Raw genomic sequence first — 17,896 nt, 5'->3', positions numbered from 1 at the left:
ACCCTCCCCCGTGGAGTGGCCTCAGGGTAGGGGCGGCCCGCCATCACGGAGCTCGCTCAGCCACTCGACGCCGAGCCGGTGACCGTCCGGGAAAAGATCGTCGCGATCCCAGCGCCACGTGGTGATCATCGCCAGCATCAGGGTCCGGCAGTCCCGGAGCAGGTGGTGGTCGACACCCGGGTAGTGGTCCCCGACCTCGTCGGGTGCGTGGGCCAGATCGAACTCGATCGGACCCCGGCAGCACGTCTCGAAGTCGATGAAGAGCGGCCCGGTCGCGGTGCGGAGCAGGTTGCCCGGGTGCGGTTCACCGTGCAGCAGCTGCTCGGGCCGGCCGCTGCCGGCGACCGCCCGGCGCAGGCGGTCCAGCGTGCCGGCAAGAAAGACCCGGTCCGCGTCGGCCAGTCGCGGCGTGCGGTCGCGGTCGGCGACGAGTGCCTGGGCCTCGGCTACCCGGTCGGTGAAATGCGGGGTGGGCAGGTCGACCCCGCGCATTCCGGCGTGCAGGTGTTCGAGCGCCCGGGCGTAGTCCGAGGCTCGGATCGCTGGAGTGGTCACCGGCTCGTAGTAGGTCCAGAGCGTGACCTCGTAGTCGTCCCGGACGAAAACCTCGGGGGCGATCAGCGTTGCCACCGGGCATCCCGCCTCGGCGAGTCGCCGAGCGATTCGCACTTCGAGCAGGGCGCCCTGATGCGTCGCGGGTGCTACCCGGGCCAGCACGTCGCAGGGCTGCAGGCGGAGGGTGAGCTTGTTCGAGTCGTGCAGGACGGTGGCGTGATGGGCGGTCAGGCCCAGCGAGGCGGCGATGGAGACGGCTGCTCGTCGTGCCCGGTGGGCCTCGTCCGCCTGCATCGCAGCACCGTAACGCAGCGCAGCTGCGCGATCCACGCCTTTCAGCGACCGGTGAGGGCTTTCCGGAAGCCGGTGATCGGTGTGGCCGGGTCGTCGGGGCCGAGCTGGATCGCGTAGCGGACCGCTCCGCTGTCACGCCAGCGGAACAGGGACCGGGCCGGTGGCACGACCGCAAGATTGCGTCAATTTCCATCGCCACCGTGAGGTCGACGTCCGGCCGATGATCCACGATTTCTGGGTCCGTCGACTGTGGCACCGCCGCGGTCGACATGTCGAGATCGGACGGGTGAATCGGCTGTGCGTGGTAAGAGGCTCGCGGTCCTGGGCGTGGTCAGTGTGGTGCTGGCGGGGTGCGGGGACGGCTCGGAATCCGGCTCCGACGACTCGGTCGCGGAGAGCCCGCCCAGCCATGCCGTGCTGCCGCAGCGGATCGACCGGCCGCAGGGCACGCCAGCGCTGGAGCCCTCCCCCTCGCCCGGGGCGAACGCGTCGCTCAGCGAGAACCTGGAGTACGAGCTCCGCAAGAAGACGCTGCAGATGGCCTCCGCGGCCGGGGACACCACCGCGGTCTGTCCCGAGCGGATCAGCGGAACGGCGGGCACCAAGGTCACTTGCCGGGCGACCTACCGGGGCCTGGCGGTCACCTGGGACGTCACGCTCGGCGACAAGCCGGGGTGGTCGCAGGACTATGTCTCCTTCGACGCGACCCCGGACCAGGGCCTGATCACCAAGGAAGGCGTGGCGCGGGTCCTCTACGGCAACTTCCGGGACACCATCGACTACGCGTTGTGCAACGACATCCCGCCGGCGGTGCTCGCCCCGCTGAACGTGCGGAGCCAGTACAGCTGCGAGGTAGTCGGCAAAGGCGATCAGCCGACCGGGTTCGCCGATCCGGTCCGAGCCACCGAATCGGGCCCGCGCGTGTACTGAATCCCGGGCGGCACGAGGGCCGGCTCGCCGGAAGCGGCAGCGCCGGCCGGTCCGCCACCTTCGTACCAGGTGGGTGGTGATCGAGATGGGTCATGCCGGTGGCGACGATCTCCATCCGGATGCAGGCGGCATCCCGTCCGAGGGGGTCAGCGCGACCGGGTGATCCACGCCACGCCGCGTCATGCCCGACGGATCTGCGCTGTCTTGTGCGCGTGAGGGAAGCGGAGTGGTGCGCGCGCTCCCCGTCCAGCGACAGCGCGACCAGCGCGGACCGGGGCAGCTCACGGCCGAGCGTTGCAGAAGGAACGGGCTCCATGCGGATACTGCTCGTCGAGGATGACCGGCGGGTCAGCACGATGATGACGGTGATGTTGCAGCGTCACGGATACGAGGTGGAACAAGCCGCCACCGCCGCGGCCGCGCTGGCCGCCGCATCGTGCGACCTCGTGCTGCTCGATCTCCGGCTGCCCGACGGGGACGGCTTGCAGGTGTGTCGCGAGCTACGCGCCCGCGACGCCGGCGTCGCCATCATCGTGGTGACCGCGCGTGGCGAGGAACGTGACCGCGTGACCGGTCTGCGGGCCGGAGCCGACGATTACGTGGTGAAACCGTTCTCCATGGCGGAGCTGCAGGCGCGCATCGAGGCGCTGCTGCGCCGGTCCACCCACCGGGCCCGGCCGGACAGCGAGGTGGTCGAGTGCGGACCGGTACGCATCGACTACGCCGCCCGGACGGTCACGGTGGACGGTGAGCCGGCCCCGCTGACCCGCAAGGAGTTCGACATCCTCGCCTCGCTGGCGCGCCAGCCGGGCGCGGTGGTCCCGAGCAAGCGCATCATGCTGGACGTCTGGCGAAGCGTCTGGTCGGGCAAGCACACCCTCCAGGTGCATGTGGCGTCGCTGCGCCTGAAGCTGGACAAGCCGGGGCGGGTGGAGACCGTGCGGGGAGTGGGCTACCGCCTCCTGCCGGAGTGACCGGCATTCCGGACAACCGGCGGCCGGCACCGGGAGTCCCCGCACACCGGTGCTCAAGACTCGATCAATTCCAGCGTCTCCGGCTCGGTCACGACTGGGCGCACTGCCATGATCGTCGCCAGGGGTCCGAGCCCTCGACCGGCGGGCCGGGAAACCCCCGTGCCGTTCCGCACCGCAGGAGTCGTCACGGATCGCCGGTTCGCGCACCACACCCAGCCGCCCTTCCTGAGGAGACACGACCGTGTCCGATACTCGAAAGACCGCGATCGCGGCCGGCGTCATCGCCGCCGCGCTGATCGCCCTGTTCGCCTGGCTCTCGCCGGGCTCGGCGTTGTGGTGGACGTTCATCCCGGCCATGGTGATCGCCTACGCGGCGCACCTGATGACCACCAACCGGCGCCGCCCGGACCCGGCCAAGGTGCTGCCGGTCTACCTCGTCGGCATGGCGTGGCAATTTCTGCACTTCGCCGAGGAGTTCACCAACGGATTCCACCGTCGCTGGCCGACCGAGGTGTTCGGCGCACAGGCGATGACCTTGAACAAGTTCGTCTGGATCAACATGATCTCCTACGCCGCCTTCGCCATCGGCGCCCTCGCCATCTACCGCGGCTGGCGCGTGCCGCTGCTGATCGCCTGGTTCTTCGCCGTGATGGGAGCCATGGGCAACGCCATCGGCCACATCGCCTACGACCTGATCGCCGGCGACCTCAGCTTCCCGGGCTTCTACACCGCGCTCGGGTACTGGATCATAGGTCCGCTCCTCGTCTACCGGCTGTGGACCGCCACGCTGCCCGACCGGCTGTCCTCAACCGTCACCCTCGCTCCGGTCACCGAGGCGGCGACGGCCCGATGAACCTCCACCACATCCCGGACCGGGAAATCACCGAACGGCCGGACGCCTACGCCGGCCCGAACCTGTCACCGCGAGGACTCCGGCTGCGACCGCGGGAACTGGCCGGCGGAGTGTTCGCGCTGATGGCCACGACGCCGCCGAAGGACAACAACGGCGTGATCGCCGGCCGGGACGCCGCGCTGGTCGTCGATGCCGGCATCACCCCCGAGGTGGCACGCCTGATCCAGGATCGGGTCGCCGAGCTGACCGACTCCCCGCTGCGCTACCTGGTCAACACGACGTACCACGGCGATCACACGTTCGGCAATGCGGCGTTCGGCCCCGGGACCGTGGTGGTCTCCTCGCGCGCCAACCGGGACGCGATGACCGACCTGGACTTCGAGAAGGACGTGCGCGGCGCCAACATGTACGGCGACGAGGCGATACTCGACGCCGTGACCTCCTGGCGGCGACCGGATGTGGTGTTCGACGGCCGCGCCGAGATCGACCTGGGCGGGCGCGTCGTCGAGCTGTGGCATTTCGGGCCGGGCAACGGGCCCGGCGACACCGTGGTGCACGTGCCCGACGCCGGGGTGGCGTGGACCGGCAACCTGCTGTGCCACGCGGGCATCGCGCACATGCTGCTGCAGGGCGGACCGCAACCCTATCTGCGCACGCTGCAGGCCATGCGACAGGCGCTGCCCGACGTCCGGACGATCGTCCCCGGGCACGGCCCGATGGGGGACGCGGCCACCGCCATCGACGCGCTGACCGCGTACCTCGAACGGCTCGACGACGAGGTGGCGAGCGCCGTCCGGCAGGGACTCACGCTGGACCGGACCATCCGGACCTGCACCGACCCGTGGGCACAGTCGCTCGACCCGGGTTTGGTCACGGCGCTGTCGGCGTACCGGCTTCCGCCCGGGACGGCCGAGGCCGGGATACGGGCGCTGTGCCAGAACCTGCACCGGCTCAACGTTCTCGCCACCTACCGGCTCTACGGCGGCGCACCGGCCTGATGCCCCACAGGCCCGTGGTCTCCCGTCACCGCCGGTAGGCCCGGCAGCGCGAGTCACGATCCGCCTCGGCCATGGCCGGTATCAGCGCGATCCCCGCTCCGGCCCGGAGCCGGGGCGGGCCGGTCCGCGGCGGGGCAGGGCCCGACGGTGGACCACGCGGGGCGTCGCCTCCAGGCAGGGCAGCATGACCCTGCTGCTGGCCGGCGGCTTCGAGGTCGGCTACGCCCTGTCCGTCGGCGGCAGCCGCGGTTTCACCTCCTGGACGTGGTCGCTCACGGCGGTGGTGTTCTTCCCGCTGACGCTGTGGGCCCTCAGCCTCGCCCTGCGCAGCATCGAGGTGAGCGTCGGCTACGCCGTCTGGGCCGGCATCGGCGCTGCCTGGGCGGCGCTTCTGGGCCCGGCCTCCTTGGACGACACCCTGACCCCGGCCAAGGCCGGATGACTCGCGCTGATCATCGCCGGAGCGGTCTGGCTCAAGCTCGCGGATCGTCCCGCAGCCCCCGAACCGCGCCCGGTCCGGACCAGCGAGCCGGCACCCCGGACGGCCTATCCCAAGCGGTAGCCGACACCCCGTACGGTCTGGATCAACTCGGGCCGGCCCAGTTTCGTCCGCAGGGCTGCCACGTGCACCTCCAACGTATGGCGGCTGGACCAGGTGGTCTGCCACACGTCGAGCATGATCCGTTCGTAGCTGAGCGCGACACCCGGCTGACGCGACAGCGACGCGAGAACGTCGAACTCCTTACGGGTCAGCGAGACGGGCTCCGAGTCGACCCGGACCGTACGCGCCGACAGATCGATCCGGACTCCGCCCACCTCGACGACACCGGGCATCGCCGGGTGACGCCGGGCGCCCCGCCGCAGCAGCGCTTCGATGCGTGCCTGCAGCTCGGCCATGGAGAACGGTTTGACCACATAGTCGTCCGCACCCGCCCGCAGACCGATGACCCGATCCCGCTCCCCATCGCGCGCCGTCACCGCGATGATGCCCAGCTCGGCACAACGCCGGCGCAGCGTCCGGCACACCTCGATGCCGTCGCCGTCGGGCAGGTCGAGCTCGAGCAGAACCAGGTCGCAGGGGGCCGCCTCGAGCGCCGCCGCGGCCGTCGCGGCGGGCTCCACCTCATAGCCACCGCGCCGGAGCATCGCACTCATCGCCGAGGAGATCCGCACATCGTCCTCCACCAGCAGGATTCGCACCGTCTCCCCCGTCGTAGGCCGATCGGCGAGCGCCCTCGACGGGGCACGGATCGCCCCCGCCGCGAGCTCGCCAGGGTTCCGGGGGTGCAGGCGACGAACGCGCCGCCGGCACCCCCGCGTCAAAGCGTCCGGATCGGTGCCGGAATCACGACACCCGAAGGCCCTGACGCCAGGACGGATGCGCCGGCCGCCAGTCCAGCTCCCGTTTGGCCTTGGCGTTCGAGGCGCCGCGCAACTCGGTCATCAGCACCACGCCGGCCTCCCCGGCGGCCAGCCGTCCGACCCACCGCGGCACCCGCATCGGCTTGCGAGCGCCCAGCTTGCGAGCCACCTCCGGCAGCCACTCGGCGACCGGGGCGGGTTCGTCGTCGACGATGTTGTAGACGCCGCGGCTGCCCTTCTGGATCGCCGCCACGGTCGCCTCCGCCGCGTCGGCGACGTGGACGAACGACCACACGCCGCCGCCGTCGCCGACGATCGGGAACTTACCCTTGCCGATCGCGTCGAGCTGGGCGGAACCGGGCGCCATCGAGGTGCCCGGTCCGTAGAACGCGCCGTAGCGCAGCACGATCCCCTCGGTCCAGTCAGCGCCCAGCACCGCGTCCTCCAGATGCCGGACCGCCGCGATCATCGCCGCCATCGGCTTGACCGGCGCCGGGTCCAGCGGATCCTGCTCGGTCTTCACCGGACCACCGGTGCGGGCGTAGGTGAAGGCTCCGTTGCTCTGCGCGACGAACCGGCGCACCCCGGCGGCGCGGCCGGCCGCGAGCAGATTGTCGGTGCCCTCGATGCGCAGCCGGTCGGTGGCGGCGAAGCTGCGGTCGAAGTGCCGGGTGTCGATGTGACCGATGGCGGTCAGCTGATGGACGATCACGTCCGGCTTGGCCTCGCGCACGGCCGCCTCGACCTGCCGGCGATCGAGCGCGTCGGCGACGATCGGCACGGCACCCAGTTCCACCAGGCTCGGTTCGGCCGAGCCGTGACGTGTCATGGCGAACACCGCGTACCCGGCGCCGGTCAAGCGCGGCACCAGCTGCTTGCCCATCGCTCCGGTCGCTCCCGCTACCAGCACTCTCATGATCTGCTCCTCATCTTCCTCACGACTCGCATGGCGGACGCCAGCGGAAACTTCCTGACTGTGCATTCATTGCACTGCCGTGCAACCAGTGCACGACGGTATACTCGGCTCGGAACCGTCGTCAAGGCGGTGATGACCATCGACTCCGCGAAGGGACGGCATCCCCGATGACGACCGAGAAAGCAGTCCGCGGCGGCGGTCGCGAGGCGCAGCGCCGCCGCACCCGCAAGGCGATCGTCGACGCGGCGGTCCGCCTGAGCGCCGCCGGGACACCACCGTCGATCGACGAGATCGCGGCCGCCGCCGACGTCTCCCGGCGCACCATCTACATGTATTTCCCGGCCCTGGACGAGCTGCTCATCGACGCGACAGCCGGTGCGCTCAACGAGCCGCCGGTCGAAGCAGCGCTGTCCGACCCCGCCCTCGCCGACGACCCGGCCGGCCGGGTCGTCGCGCTCATCCAGACCCTGCTGGCCTACTCGCCGCAATCGCTGCCACTGGGACGCCGCATGATCCGCCTCACCGTCGACCCGGCGCCGAACGGCGCACCGGAGCCGGGGCCGCGCCGCAGTCAACGCCGCATCGCATGGCTTGACGAGGCCTGCGAGCCACTACGCGACAAACTCGGCGAGCAGTCCTACCAGCGCCTGATCTCCGCGCTCACCATGGTGGTCGGGTGGGAGGCACAGATCGCCCTGCGGGACGTCCGCGGACTTGACCCGCAAGCCGAACAGGAAGCCATGACCTGGGCCGCTCGCGCCCTGGTGGAAACCGCCATCCGGGAACACGACGACCAAGGAGCCGGTCAGAACCGGTAGCGCAGGACGCGGGTGCCCTGCCGGGACAGCGTGGTGCTGTGGCTCATGAGTCGGGTGGCCGCCCGCAGCGGCTGGGGGAAGTCGGCGACTTCCGGCGCCCGGGCGAGCAACTGCTCCTCGACCAGCCGCAGGCCCGCGTCCCAGGTCTCCGGCTCCCGCGGGTCGTCGAAGCCCTGGGCGGCGGTGATGCCGATGGCCTTGATCGTCGGGTGGTACCTCATCGACCAGGCTGCGAAGCGGGTGTAGCCGTTGATGGCGAGTTCACCGGTACGAAAGTGGGCGGTGAGCTCCCGGGTCATCCGCTGGAAGGTGTCGCCGGGCAGGAACGGCAGCAGGCCCTCGGCGACGATCATGGCCGGCCGGTCCCGGGGCAGCGGGCCGAGCCAGCCCGGAGCGGTCAGGTCGGCGCCGATGCGGACGGAGCGGTCCGGCAAGAACCGCGGCCGCAGGTCGACGACGTCCGGGAAGTCGACGTCGTACCAGTCGACGCCGGGAGGCGGGTCGCACCGCAGGACCCGGGTGTCGAGCCCGCAGCCGAGGTCGAGCACGACGGCGTCCGGATGCCGGTCGGCGAACCGGCGGACCGCTTCGTCCAGTTTCTTGGCGCGGAGGGCGGTGCCGCAGACCAGGCTGGGCTTGAGATCGAGCTTGGCGAAGTCGTAGTCGATCGCGTCGGCGATGCCGGCGGAGTGGGCATCGCCGAGGATCGGGTGGGCGAGTCCGGCATCCAATGCCCTGGCATAGAGGGTGAGCAGCAAGGTTTCCCGGAGCGGGTCCAGGCGCAGTCGCAGGCGTTGCACGAGAGTTCCTCACGTTTGCGGGGGATGGCGAGTGGCGATGTCGCGCAGCCAGGTCAGCGACTGCTGGGCGGCGCGGATGCGCTCGGTGTGCGGTCCGCTGCCGCCGGCGAGCTTCACACCCTCATCGGCGATGTCACCGAAGGCGCCCAGGCTGTCGAGCTTTCGCTGGATCACCTTGTGCCAGGCGTCGTCCTCGATGCGGTAATAGGTGGTGCGATCGCCTGGCACGCGGACCTTGCGAACCAGTCCGATCGCGGTCAGGAAGCGCATGTTGGAGGTCAGCGACGCCCGGCTGGCCTGGATCGTCCCGGCAATCTGACCGGCCGAGATCTCCGGCGGGTCGCAGATCATCAGCAGGCCGAGGATGCGCCCGGTGATCGGCGGGAGCGCCCACTCCTCCACGCAGAACGTGGCCACCCGCTCGACCCACCGCAGCACCTCGTCCTGGTTGCCCTGGCCGGACATCGCACTCCTCCTCGACTCACCTTTCCGAGCCGTCACTGTGTCATGGCGGCCACCGTCTCGCGGGTAGGCGTCGGGGTGACAGTGGCGAGTCGCGCCCTGCGCAGATAGCGGTCGAACCAGTCCACTGCCAGCGCCATGGCCTCGTCGAGGCCCGGACCGGTGTAAAGGCCGAGGACGTCGTACGGCAGCACCTCCATGCGCTTCGGCTCGCCGGCCCGGGCGAACGCGCTCTGCGCCTCCTCGAGCATGTGGTACGGGTCCCACCCGCCGTTCGCGACCATCAGCAGCGGGGTGGGCGACAGCCGGTGGATGAGATCTTCCGGCGCGAAGGTGAGCAGGTGTTCGGTGGAGTCCAGCGTCTTCTCGTTGCGATAGCTGGGGAACATCTCCGCGGCCAGGTCGGGCGTGTCCCGCACGGTCTCGCCGTCCAGGCTCAGGTGCGGGACCCGGGCGCTGGGCCCACCCTCGTAGCGGCGCTGCCAGTCGTCGTCCAATCGGTCCCGCAGCGCCTGCAGGCCGGCCCGGCCGACCAGCCGTTCCAGGTACCGCCACCCGTTCCACACGCTGGGGCTCTGCACCACAACGCACCCGACACGGCGGTCGAGCACCGCGGCCTGCACGGCGACCGAACCACCGATGCTGACGCCCCACAACCCGATCCGCGCCGGGTCCACCTCGGGCCGGCTCCGCAGATAGGAGACCGCGCTGCGGAAGTCCTCCACCTGGCGCTGCGGATGGTCCTGCCCCCGAGGCTCACCGTCGCTGGCGCCGACGGTGCGGTAATCGATCGCCAGCACGGCGAATCCGGCGCGGACGAAGTACGGCGCGAACACGGCCAACGCCTCCTTGACCATCACCCCGCTGTGGCCCAGCACCAAGCCGGGAACCGGGGCGTCCACCTCCGGCACGTACAGGTCACCAGCGCACGAGGTGCCGAGACTGTTGAACATCACCTGCTGAGGACACGGAATCATCACCGCCACCTTCCAGGAAGATTCGGGCTAGTCGTTTCAGTCTTGACTGAAATGACTAGCTGCGTCAAGCCCAGTTCTTCTCCATCACCTCACGGCGGCGACTCGCCCTCGCGCGCCCATGACAAGATCGGCACATGCAGATCGACCAGAACCTGGTGACGGTACGGCCGGTGGCGCACGTGGTCGGCGGCCGGGACGACGTCGTCGACGACGCGTGGGACGGCGTCAGTGCCGTGATCCGGCTGGACGCCGCGCAGTTCGGCGAGGACGCCCTCTATGGCCTGGACCAGTTCTCCCACCTCGAGGTGGTGTTCCACTTCGACCGGGTGCCGGTGGAGAAGGTGGAGACCGGCGCCCGCCACCCGCGGGGCAACACCGATTGGCCGCTGGTCGGCATCTTCGCGCAGCGCGGCAAGAACCGGCCGAACCGGATCGGCGTCTCCCGCTGCCGTCTGCACCGGGTGGACGGGCTCGACCTGCACGTCAGCGGGCTGGACGCGGTCGCCGGCACGCCGGTGCTGGACATCAAGCCGTACCTGGCCGAGTTCGGGCCGCGCGGTGACGTCCGTCAGCCCGAGTGGTCGACGGAGATCATGCGCAGTTATTACTGAGCGACATGGAGCCCGGTTCCCGCGCGAAGCTGCTGGACCGCCTGGCTGCGGCGGTCGGGTCGGTGACCGTCGCGCACCCGGTCCGGGTCGCCGTCGACGGGCCGCCGGCCGCCGGCAAGACCACGCTCGCCGACGAGCTGGCCGTCCTGCTGCGCGCCCGGGGCCACCACGTCCTGCGCGCCACGATCGACGACTTCCTGTACCCGCGGGCCCGGCGCTACGCCCGCGGCGAGTTCTCGGCCGAGGGCTGCTACTTCGACACCCACGACTTCCATACGCTCAACCGGGTCCTGCTGGATCCGCTCGGCCCGGGCGGCGACCGGCGCATCCAGCAGGGGGTCTATGACCACGCCACCGACACCGTGCTGTCCCCGCCGGTCACGACCGCCCCGGAGGACGCCGTGCTGCTCTTCGACGGCGTCTTCCTGATGCGCCCGGAGCTGCTCGACCGATGGGATCTGCGCGTCTTCGTGTCGACCACACTCGAGAAGACCATCGACCGTGCGGTGATCCGGGAGAGCGGGACCTTGCGGGCCGACGTCGAGCGACGCTGGCGGGAGCGTTACCTCCCCTCCCAGCAGCTCTATTTCGCCACCGCCCGCCCGGCCGACCACGCCGACATCATCGTGCACAACGACGATCCTCAACGGCCGGTCGGGGAGAGCCGAACGGCCTGATCGCGGCCGAACGGCCAGGAACGTCGAGCCGTTCGGCGCGGCCGTTCACGTTCCACCACCGCGGCACGGTCGAGTCCCTAGCGTTCTTGGCGAAATATGTCACGAGAACGGGAGATCGACCATGTCCGGAAAATTCTGTGCCCGCGTCCTGGCGCTGCTGCTCGCCCTGGGCGTACCACTATTACCGATGGAATCGGCGAGTGCCACACCACCGTTCCAGCGGGTGCACGTCGGCTTCAACAACAAGTGTCTGGACGCTGACGTCAACACGATCTGGACCAACGGCACCAAGGTGCAATTGTGGGACTGCAACGGCTCACCGCAGCAACTGTGGTGGCGGGAGGGCAACACCATCCACGTCGGCTACAACGGCAAGTGTCTGGACGCCGATTTCAACAACATCTGGAACAACGGTACGAAGGTCCAGTTGTGGGACTGCAACGGCTCCCAGCAACAGCAGTGGATCTCGGTGAACGGCGCCCTGCACGTCGGCTTCAACAACAAGTGCCTGGACGCGGACTTCAACGCCATCTGGTCCAACGGCACGAAGGTCCAACTGTGGGACTGCAACGGCTCCCAGCAGCAACAGTGGAACTTCCGGCCGGTGAACCTCTGACCGCGCCGACGTCCGGCCGGCAGCGGCGCGGGCGAAACCGGAGACCGGTCTCGTCCGCGCCACCATGGAGATCAATGACCGTGGGACAGCTGGTTCAGGTCGAAGGACCAGATGCCACGGCCGTGCGTTGCCGCGTACAGTCGGCGCCCGGTCGGGTCCAAGCGGACCTGCAGCGTGGTCGTGGTCGGCAGATTCCTGCCGAGCACCGCCCAGTTCCGGCCGCGCGGCGGACGGTAGAAGACCGCGTTGTCGGTGGCCGCCACCAAACCGCCGCCCTTGATCAGCTGCACCGAGTCGGCCGGGATGTCCGGCAGGTTCGCCGAGATGTCGGTCCAGTGCTCGCCCGCGTCCCTCGACTCGAAGACGTGCCCGACGCCGGCGCCGGGGCCCTCGGTCCAGCGGCGGGAGAAGCCGTTGATCGCCACCACCACGTGCCGCGGATCGGCCGGGTCGACGTCGAGCCCGGAGATGTACCGGTTCGGGATGGTGCCGTCGATCGGCAGGGTCAGCTGGTGCCAGCCGGTCCCGTCGGTACGCCCGACCGCGATCCCCCGGGTGAAGCCCTGGTTGTTGCAGGGCCCGCACCATCCGGCGTAGACCAGGCCGCCGGAGGTCACCACCGCCGTCGCCGTGTGCCCGGCGCCGAGGTCGACCAGGTTCTGCCACTGCTCGCCGGAGCGGATCGCGTACCCCAAGGTGTTGAGCCAGACATGCCGCCCGCCGGCGACCCAGATCCGTGAGTCGCGCGGATCCTGGTTGAGCGGAGCGATGAAGCGTGCCTCGCCGGTCTCGTTGTCCGGCGGCGGGACGTGGTAGCTGGTCGCCCGGCTCGGGTCGACGGTCCACGAGCCGTCGTTGACCGCGCAGTTGTTGGTCACCCAGACGTCCAGGTACACGTACTCCTCGGCGATGTTGCAGCCGTTGGCCGGGTCGACGATCGTGTCGCCGCCGTCGCCGCCGAAGTTGGAACCCATCACCCGGTCGCCGGGTCGCAGGATGGACTGGCCGTTGTCCTGCAGGCCACCGGAGACGGCCAGGCCGCCGCGGTCCCGGCCGGTGTCGACCGAGTAGTACTGCAGCACGTCCATCGAGCCGTCGTTGAGCGACACCCAGTCGGTGGCGTGCCCGGCCGCGTCGGTCTTGCCGCGCACCGGCCGGCGGTAGGTGCCGCCGTCGTCGCCGATCACGACATAGCGTTTGCCGTGGGCGGAGCCGATCGCCACGGAGTGCTGGTCGGGGTGCGTCGTCTGGTGGCAGTCGCCGGTCTGCTTGCGCGGATCGATCGACCAGCACGGGAAGTCGAAGTTCCAGTACGGGCCGGGCGTCCCCCACGTCGCGCCGCCGTCCGCCGACTCGAACACCTCTTCCAGGCCGAGGTAGACGTGGTCGGGGTCGGCCGGGTCGACCTGCAGGAACTGGTTGTACCAGGCCTGGATCCCGGGCATGTAGCCCGGATCGGTGAGCGCCGAGCCGGACGCCGCCAGCTTCACGTAGTCCGCCGACCGGGTCCACGGGCCCAGCGGCGAACCGGACGCCGACACGAAGACGCCGTACAAATTGCTGTCCGGGTTGGTGGCGAGCATCGCCGGGGACTGCTCGATCGCGTAGTAGCGGGAGCCGTCGGCCGCCGCGGCGAAGGTGACCGTGCCGACGTTCGCCGCGTCCGAGGCGATGTCGCCGGCGAGCGTGGTGCGCTGCCAGCTGCCGGCGACCCGGGTGTAGAAGCCGTTGTAGGCGTCGCCGCTGCGCCAGCCGGCTGCGATGATCACCTTCGCCGGGTCCTTCGGGTCGGCGGCGAAGTCGTTGATGATGTTCTTGTACGGCGCGTTCGGGTCGGTGGCCTGCGCGCCACCGGGCAGGAAGTCCGGGTTCGGGACGAACTCCCGCCGCCACGGCCCGGACAGGTCGGTGACCGAATGGCTGTAGGCGCCGCGGTTCGTCGCCACCCACGCGGTGCTGCCGAAGATCCGCAGCTTGCGGATGATGGTGCTCTCCAGCTCGGTGCCGCCCACCCGGTTCTTGACCGAGAACGATCCGGTCCGCGGCTTGCTCAGCAGGTAGACGCCACTGCCGACGAACGAGGTCGCGCTGGTGTTGCCCTCGCCGGTGGCCCACCAGAGCCGGCCCGCGCGGTCCAGGCGGAGGTCGCCGGTGGACGGTGACGGCACCCGGTCGGCGATCGGCTGCCAGTGGCCGCCGCCGGTGCGCGAGCGCCACACGCCGCCGTTGGCCGCGCCGGCGTAGACGTAGCCGGCGTCGTCCGCGGCCAGCCCGGTGACCCGGCCGGTGACGAACCCGGCGCCGCCGGAGGAGTTGCTGTTGATGTCGCGGTAGCGTGGGTCATCGGAGTTGTAGGGGCGGTCGGTCACGTGCTGCCAGCGGCCCGGGGTCGCCGGCATGGCCTGCAACGCGCGCCACGCGGCGGTGTAGGCGCCGGGCGCGACGATGCCGGGCGCGGATCGCGCCTCGGCGTACTGTTCCGCCTGCTCGGCGATCTCCTCCGGGTCCTCGCCCTCCTCCGGCTGCACGCTCGCGGTCAGCGCGCTCAGCTGCCCGGCGTGCGCCACCCGCGCCTGGGCGGCCTGCTGCTGACGCTGGTAGGGCGCCGGCCGTGGCGTGTCGCCGGGCGCGGCCGCCGCACCGGCCGGGACCAGCCCGGCCACCACGACCATGACCGCTGCGCCGACCAGCGTCTGCCGATATCTGCTCCGTTCGTGTCGAGGCCGCATTGCCTCACCTCCCAGAAGCAGAACCTCCAGGACCGGAACAGCCCTCGCAACCATCCAGGGCGGTCGATCAGCAGAACGATGAAACCGGCACAGCGGTCGATGCGTCACAACTACATGCGTAATTCCCTGATCGCCCTCGGTGTGCTCGTGCTGGTGTCCATCGCCGCCTGCCGCCCGGCGCCACAGTCCCCGAGCAGCTCGGCCGCCGCGTCGTCACCATCATCCGGAGCCGCCATGTCCACCCCCAGCCCGTCACCCGGCGCGCATCGCCGCACTCCGTCGCCACCCGCCTCCCGCAGCGACCCGGAACAACCGCAGGACCGCGTCGGCGCGCCGATCGTCCTGACCGGCCCGATCGAGACGTCCGGCGAATGCGTCGTGCTGACCGTTGACGGTCATCGCTGGGCGCTGGTCCGCCTGCCGCTCGGCCAATTCGCCGACGGCGAGACGATAACCGTCCGGGGCCGCCCCGCCGCCGTGCCGCCCGGCTGCGACGCGGAATGGGCCATCACCGTCCATCCCCGCTGACCGCCCGCTCGCTTCCGATCCGCCGTGCTTCCGGTCGCCATGATCGGCGTACGCCGAAAGCACCGTGACAGCACCTCAGCCGCGCCGTCGCCGCGCCGGCGGGCTCGGGGCCAACGCGGTTGCCGGATGCGGCGCCACTCGATCGCGCAGTTCCCGGCAGACCTCGCGGAACAACCGCGGCCGGTGGTGGAAATCGAGGCCGCGCTGCCACATCGCGGTGTTGACCCGGGTGCCATCGCGCAGCACCAGGAAGACGGTTCTGCCGGACGGCACCCGTAGTGGCCCGACCCGGTGCACGACGTCCTCCACCGACACCTCGGCGATGTCGGCGAACGGAATGGTCCGAGTGCGCATCACGCCGCGGATCCGCACCGCCCCCGCGCGCAGATAAACGCCCATCCGGACCACCTGCCACGAACCGGCGATCCAGGTCAGCAGCAGCACCACGGCCAGCGGGATCGATCCGTCCGCATCCAGATCGAAGAGCCGCACCGTCGTCCCATGCAGGTAGGCCAGCCCGGCGGCCTCCCAGGCGATGACTCCCCAGCGCGCCCGTGCGGGCCGATAAGCCCGCGCCCAGTCGTCAACCATGCCGGGCAGACTATGCGGCCGGTAATCGGACCGAGGTCGTCCGTCCGGCCGATCGCGCCGATGTCACCCGGCTGCCGGACATCGACGGCTTCGCATGATCGTCGCCGCTCGAGGTGCTTTCCGGCGCCGGTTGCGCCTGCTCGTGCGACCGATTCCACACGCCGGGTCCCTGATGGAATACCGCTACACCCGCCGAGCCAGGGAATGGCGATGAACGTCGAGTCAGGCGGGTGCCGATGAAACTAGGCTACCGCTATGGTTGCCACGATCCGGACGGCGGGTTTCATCGCCTTGGCCGCGCTGTTCCTCGCCTTCGTCGTGGTTGGTGTGAGCTCGTGGATCAAGGGTCGTCGTCGCAAGCGCGAAGAAGACATTCCCCGGCAGGACGGCGGCGGTTCCGGCCACATGAACGAGGGATCGACACCCGGCCTCTGGGATAGCGGCTCGCTCGATGGCCCATGAGGGCCCGTCGCGGATGCGGGCCGCGACGAATCTTGGGTCCACACACCCTTCTCTTCACGGACAAACCGCATGTCACCGCAGCTCGGAACGGATCTCCTGCTGGAGTACTAGGGCGGCGGGGTGGGGAGTTCGATGAGGAACGTGGTGCCGGGGGCGGGGAGGTCGAGCAGGTCGATGGTGCCCTGGTGGCGTTCGATGATGGCTCGGGCGATGACCAGGCCCAGGCCGGTGCCGGGGATCCGGCGGTCGAGGGCGGTGGAAGCCCGGTAGAAGCGGCGGAACAGGCGGGGGCGTTCGGCGGCGGGGATGCCGATGCCGGTGTCGGCGACGGTCCAGACGATCCGGTGCCGGTCCTCGTCGGTCGTGGCGGTGACGGTGACGGTGCCGCCCGCCGGGGTGTACTTGACGGCGTTGGACAGCAGGTTGTCGGCGACCTGGCGGATCCGGACCGGGTCGGCGTACAGCGGCAGGCGGTCCGGCAGGTGCGCCGTGACGGTGAGGTCCTTGTCGAGGGCGGGCAGGCCGCGCATCGACTCGTGGAGGATGTCGCACAGGTCGGTGGTGGTCGGGTTGATGGCCAGCTGCCCGGACTCCAGCCGGGCCAGGTCGAGCAGGTCCTCGGCCATCACCGACAGACGCTCCGCGTTGCGGACGATGGTCCGCAGGTAGTGCCGCTGCTCATCGCGGCTGAGGCCGTCGAGCTCGTCGTGCAGCAGGCCGGCGGCGCTGGTGATCGACGCGAGCGGGTTGCGCAGCTCGTGGGTGACCATGGCGAGGAACTCGTCCTTGGTGCGGGCCAGCTCGATCGCCAGTTCCTCGGAGCGGCGGCGTTCCAGGTACTGCCCGATCTGCGCGGCCAGCCCGCTCAGCAGTCCACGCAGGGTGTCCTCCGGGTCCTCGACCCGGTCGCCGTAGACGCACAGGGCGCCGAGCACCTGGCGGCCCTTGCACACCGGGACGCCGATCGCCACTCGCAGCCCGATCCGGCTCCCGGCGAGGCTGCGGACCGATCCGGTGTCCGCGCCCAGGTCGGGGATCCAGTGCGGGGTGCCGTCGGCACAGACCAGGCCGGGCAGCGCGACACCCGGATCGAGGGTCTCCACCGCGAAGTCGTGCAGGTCCCGGCCCGGTTCGACGTGGCGGGCCAGGCAGGTCAGCAGCTGCCGCTCCTCGTCGACGGCCCACAGCTCGGTGACCGGCCAGCCCATCTGCGTGCCGAGGGCTTCGACGACCCGGGCGGCGGCCGCGGTGGCCGAGTCCGCTTCGGCCAGACCGCGGGCCACCGCGGCTTCGGTGGCGGCGAAGCGGCTGGCCCGCTGCGCGGTGGTGACGTCGTGGGCGAAGATGTGGAAGATCTGGCCGTCCGGTTCGTCGGTGGCGGTCAGCGTCATCTCGATGGGCACTTCGTGGCCGTCGGCGTGCCAGGCCGGCCACTGCAGCCGCCGGTCCCGGGTCAGCCCGGGCAGCCCGCCGGCCAGCATCGCCAGCTCGACCTTCCCGGCTTCGCGGGCCTGCGGCCGTACGATCAAGTCCTCGATCGACCGGCCCAGCGCCTGCTCGCGGGAGTAGCCGAAGGTGGACTCGGCGGCCGGGTTCCACGCCACCACCCGCCCGGTGGCGTCGAAGGCGACATAGGCCTCCAGCGCGGCGGCCAGCACCGCTGGCTGGTTGAGCACCATCGCGCCGGAGTCACCGATCCCGTCCGACATGGCTGACATCGTTTCCCCCGGTGAGTCAGCAGCG

21 protein-coding genes are annotated in these 17,896 nt (G+C 70.5%); 11 read left to right on the top strand and 10 right to left on the bottom strand.

What is annotated here, in order from left to right; genetic code table 11:
- Window positions 1-21 precede the first annotated feature (21 nt).
- Together BJY16_RS27170 and BJY16_RS47510 are read right to left on the bottom strand one after the other, a co-directional pair.
- Window positions 22-849, bottom strand: coding sequence for an aminoglycoside phosphotransferase family protein (locus BJY16_RS27170; RefSeq protein WP_185042395.1), 828 nt, complete (start codon window positions 847-849; stop codon window positions 22-24).
- A gap of 41 nt (window positions 850-890) precedes the next feature.
- Window positions 891-1,016: a hypothetical protein gene (locus BJY16_RS47510; RefSeq protein WP_260418310.1), complete on the bottom strand. Its 126-nt coding sequence runs from the start codon at window positions 1,014-1,016 to the stop codon at window positions 891-893.
- Window positions 1,017-1,146: 130 nt separating this feature from the next.
- Here BJY16_RS47510 and BJY16_RS27165 point away from each other — a divergent pair, with 130 nt between their 5' ends.
- The 5 genes from BJY16_RS27165 (at window position 1,147) to BJY16_RS27145 (ending at window position 5,046) form a co-directional block, all read left to right on the top strand.
- Window positions 1,147-1,779, top strand: a complete 633-nt coding sequence (locus tag BJY16_RS27165; protein WP_185042394.1) for a hypothetical protein — start codon at window positions 1,147-1,149, stop codon at window positions 1,777-1,779.
- 314 nt (window positions 1,780-2,093) lie between these two features.
- A complete protein-coding gene (locus BJY16_RS27160) occupies window positions 2,094-2,753 on the top strand; it encodes a response regulator transcription factor (RefSeq protein ID WP_185042393.1) in 660 nt (219 codons plus the stop codon).
- Window positions 2,754-2,994: 241 nt separating this feature from the next.
- A complete protein-coding gene (locus BJY16_RS27155; protein WP_185042392.1) occupies window positions 2,995-3,606 on the top strand; it encodes an HXXEE domain-containing protein in 612 nt (203 codons plus the stop codon).
- Window positions 3,603-4,604 carry an MBL fold metallo-hydrolase gene (locus tag BJY16_RS27150; RefSeq protein WP_185042391.1) on the top strand — a complete coding sequence of 334 codons (1,002 nt, stop codon included), beginning with the start codon at window positions 3,603-3,605 and terminating at the stop codon, window positions 4,602-4,604. The genes BJY16_RS27155 and BJY16_RS27150 overlap by 4 nt, the downstream gene beginning before the upstream one ends.
- Before the next feature lie 184 nt (window positions 4,605-4,788).
- A complete protein-coding gene (locus BJY16_RS27145; RefSeq protein WP_185042390.1) occupies window positions 4,789-5,046 on the top strand; it encodes a DMT family transporter in 258 nt (85 codons plus the stop codon).
- Between the two features lie 104 nt (window positions 5,047-5,150).
- Here the strand turns inward: BJY16_RS27145 and BJY16_RS27140 are convergent, their stop codons facing one another.
- Together BJY16_RS27140 and BJY16_RS27135 are read right to left on the bottom strand one after the other, a co-directional pair.
- Window positions 5,151-5,804, bottom strand: coding sequence for a response regulator transcription factor (locus BJY16_RS27140; RefSeq protein ID WP_185042389.1), 654 nt, complete (start codon window positions 5,802-5,804; stop codon window positions 5,151-5,153).
- Window positions 5,805-5,949: 145 nt separating this feature from the next.
- Window positions 5,950-6,882, bottom strand: a complete 933-nt coding sequence (locus BJY16_RS27135) for an NAD-dependent epimerase/dehydratase family protein (protein WP_185042388.1) — start codon at window positions 6,880-6,882, stop codon at window positions 5,950-5,952.
- A gap of 167 nt (window positions 6,883-7,049) precedes the next feature.
- Here BJY16_RS27135 and BJY16_RS27130 point away from each other — a divergent pair, with 167 nt between their 5' ends.
- Complete coding sequence (locus BJY16_RS27130) at window positions 7,050-7,700, top strand: TetR/AcrR family transcriptional regulator (RefSeq protein WP_185042387.1); 651 nt, start codon at window positions 7,050-7,052, stop codon at window positions 7,698-7,700.
- On the opposite strand, the gene BJY16_RS27125 is transcribed toward BJY16_RS27130, so the two are convergent.
- Genes BJY16_RS27125 through BJY16_RS27115 form a run of 3 tightly spaced genes read right to left on the bottom strand, consistent with a single transcriptional unit; the run spans window position 7,688 to window position 9,939 of the window.
- A complete protein-coding gene (locus tag BJY16_RS27125) occupies window positions 7,688-8,500 on the bottom strand; it encodes a class I SAM-dependent methyltransferase (RefSeq protein WP_185042386.1) in 813 nt (270 codons plus the stop codon). The genes BJY16_RS27130 and BJY16_RS27125 overlap by 13 nt on opposite strands.
- A gap of 9 nt (window positions 8,501-8,509) precedes the next feature.
- A complete protein-coding gene (locus BJY16_RS27120) occupies window positions 8,510-8,965 on the bottom strand; it encodes a GbsR/MarR family transcriptional regulator (protein WP_185042385.1) in 456 nt (151 codons plus the stop codon).
- Between the two features lie 32 nt (window positions 8,966-8,997).
- Window positions 8,998-9,939, bottom strand: coding sequence for an alpha/beta hydrolase (locus BJY16_RS27115; protein ID WP_203759124.1), 942 nt, complete (start codon window positions 9,937-9,939; stop codon window positions 8,998-9,000).
- 134 nt (window positions 9,940-10,073) lie between these two features.
- On the opposite strand from BJY16_RS27115, the gene BJY16_RS27110 reads away from it, so the two are divergent.
- From BJY16_RS27110 to BJY16_RS27100, 3 genes are all read left to right on the top strand, one after another.
- Window positions 10,074-10,550, top strand: a complete 477-nt coding sequence (locus BJY16_RS27110; RefSeq protein ID WP_185042383.1) for an SAM-dependent methyltransferase — start codon at window positions 10,074-10,076, stop codon at window positions 10,548-10,550.
- Between the two features lie 5 nt (window positions 10,551-10,555).
- Window positions 10,556-11,227: a nucleoside/nucleotide kinase family protein gene (locus BJY16_RS27105; protein ID WP_185042382.1), complete on the top strand. Its 672-nt coding sequence runs from the start codon at window positions 10,556-10,558 to the stop codon at window positions 11,225-11,227.
- Between the two features lie 121 nt (window positions 11,228-11,348).
- The gene (locus tag BJY16_RS27100; protein WP_185042381.1) at window positions 11,349-11,843 is read left to right on the top strand and encodes a ricin-type beta-trefoil lectin domain protein; all 495 of its coding nucleotides are present in this window, start codon (window positions 11,349-11,351) and stop codon (window positions 11,841-11,843) included.
- A gap of 71 nt (window positions 11,844-11,914) precedes the next feature.
- On the opposite strand, the gene BJY16_RS27095 is transcribed toward BJY16_RS27100, so the two are convergent.
- A complete protein-coding gene (locus BJY16_RS27095) occupies window positions 11,915-14,572 on the bottom strand; it encodes a beta propeller repeat protein (protein ID WP_239177709.1) in 2,658 nt (885 codons plus the stop codon).
- A gap of 114 nt (window positions 14,573-14,686) precedes the next feature.
- On the opposite strand from BJY16_RS27095, the gene BJY16_RS27090 reads away from it, so the two are divergent.
- Window positions 14,687-15,100, top strand: coding sequence for a hypothetical protein (locus tag BJY16_RS27090; RefSeq protein ID WP_185042380.1), 414 nt, complete (start codon window positions 14,687-14,689; stop codon window positions 15,098-15,100).
- A 75-nt stretch (window positions 15,101-15,175) separates the two neighbouring features.
- On the opposite strand, the gene BJY16_RS27085 is transcribed toward BJY16_RS27090, so the two are convergent.
- Window positions 15,176-15,691, bottom strand: a complete 516-nt coding sequence (locus tag BJY16_RS27085; RefSeq protein WP_185042379.1) for a PH domain-containing protein — start codon at window positions 15,689-15,691, stop codon at window positions 15,176-15,178.
- A 255-nt stretch (window positions 15,692-15,946) separates the two neighbouring features.
- On the opposite strand from BJY16_RS27085, the gene BJY16_RS27080 reads away from it, so the two are divergent.
- The gene (locus tag BJY16_RS27080) at window positions 15,947-16,153 is read left to right on the top strand and encodes a hypothetical protein (protein WP_185042378.1); all 207 of its coding nucleotides are present in this window, start codon (window positions 15,947-15,949) and stop codon (window positions 16,151-16,153) included.
- 107 nt (window positions 16,154-16,260) lie between these two features.
- Here BJY16_RS27080 and BJY16_RS27075 read toward each other — a convergent pair whose 3' ends face one another.
- Complete coding sequence (locus BJY16_RS27075; protein ID WP_185042377.1) at window positions 16,261-17,862, bottom strand: sensor histidine kinase; 1,602 nt, start codon at window positions 17,860-17,862, stop codon at window positions 16,261-16,263.
- Window positions 17,863-17,896 lie beyond the last annotated feature (34 nt).

The sequence above is a fragment of the Actinoplanes octamycinicus genome (genome assembly GCF_014205225.1).
Taxonomy (GTDB): Bacteria; Actinomycetota; Actinomycetes; order Mycobacteriales; family Micromonosporaceae; genus Actinoplanes; species Actinoplanes octamycinicus.
This window is presented reverse-complemented; position numbering and strand designations above follow the sequence as displayed.

Bases quoted from the DNA above. Each gene is read 5' to 3' on its own strand.
- BJY16_RS27170 (WP_185042395.1), bottom strand. From the start codon at position 849: ATGCAGGCGGACGAGGCCCACCGGGCACGACGAGCAGCCGTCTCCATC.
- BJY16_RS27160 (WP_185042393.1), top strand. From the start codon at position 2,094: ATGCGGATACTGCTCGTCGAGGATGACCGGCGGGTCAGCACGATGATG.
- BJY16_RS27150 (WP_185042391.1), top strand. From the start codon at position 3,603: ATGAACCTCCACCACATCCCGGACCGGGAAATCACCGAACGGCCGGAC.
- BJY16_RS27145 (WP_185042390.1), top strand. From the start codon at position 4,789: ATGACCCTGCTGCTGGCCGGCGGCTTCGAGGTCGGCTACGCCCTGTCC.
- BJY16_RS27135 (WP_185042388.1), bottom strand. From the start codon at position 6,882: ATGAGAGTGCTGGTAGCGGGAGCGACCGGAGCGATGGGCAAGCAGCTG.
- BJY16_RS27130 (WP_185042387.1), top strand. From the start codon at position 7,050: ATGACGACCGAGAAAGCAGTCCGCGGCGGCGGTCGCGAGGCGCAGCGC.
- BJY16_RS27120 (WP_185042385.1), bottom strand. From the start codon at position 8,965: ATGTCCGGCCAGGGCAACCAGGACGAGGTGCTGCGGTGGGTCGAGCGG.
- BJY16_RS27115 (WP_203759124.1), bottom strand. From the start codon at position 9,939: ATGATTCCGTGTCCTCAGCAGGTGATGTTCAACAGTCTCGGCACCTCG.
- BJY16_RS27110 (WP_185042383.1), top strand. From the start codon at position 10,074: ATGCAGATCGACCAGAACCTGGTGACGGTACGGCCGGTGGCGCACGTG.
- BJY16_RS27105 (WP_185042382.1), top strand. From the start codon at position 10,556: ATGGAGCCCGGTTCCCGCGCGAAGCTGCTGGACCGCCTGGCTGCGGCG.
- BJY16_RS27100 (WP_185042381.1), top strand. From the start codon at position 11,349: ATGTCCGGAAAATTCTGTGCCCGCGTCCTGGCGCTGCTGCTCGCCCTG.
- BJY16_RS27095 (WP_239177709.1), bottom strand. From the start codon at position 14,572: ATGCGGCCTCGACACGAACGGAGCAGATATCGGCAGACGCTGGTCGGC.
- BJY16_RS27090 (WP_185042380.1), top strand. From the start codon at position 14,687: ATGCGTAATTCCCTGATCGCCCTCGGTGTGCTCGTGCTGGTGTCCATC.
- BJY16_RS27085 (WP_185042379.1), bottom strand. From the start codon at position 15,691: ATGGTTGACGACTGGGCGCGGGCTTATCGGCCCGCACGGGCGCGCTGG.
- BJY16_RS27080 (WP_185042378.1), top strand. From the start codon at position 15,947: ATGGTTGCCACGATCCGGACGGCGGGTTTCATCGCCTTGGCCGCGCTG.
- BJY16_RS27075 (WP_185042377.1), bottom strand. From the start codon at position 17,862: ATGTCGGACGGGATCGGTGACTCCGGCGCGATGGTGCTCAACCAGCCA.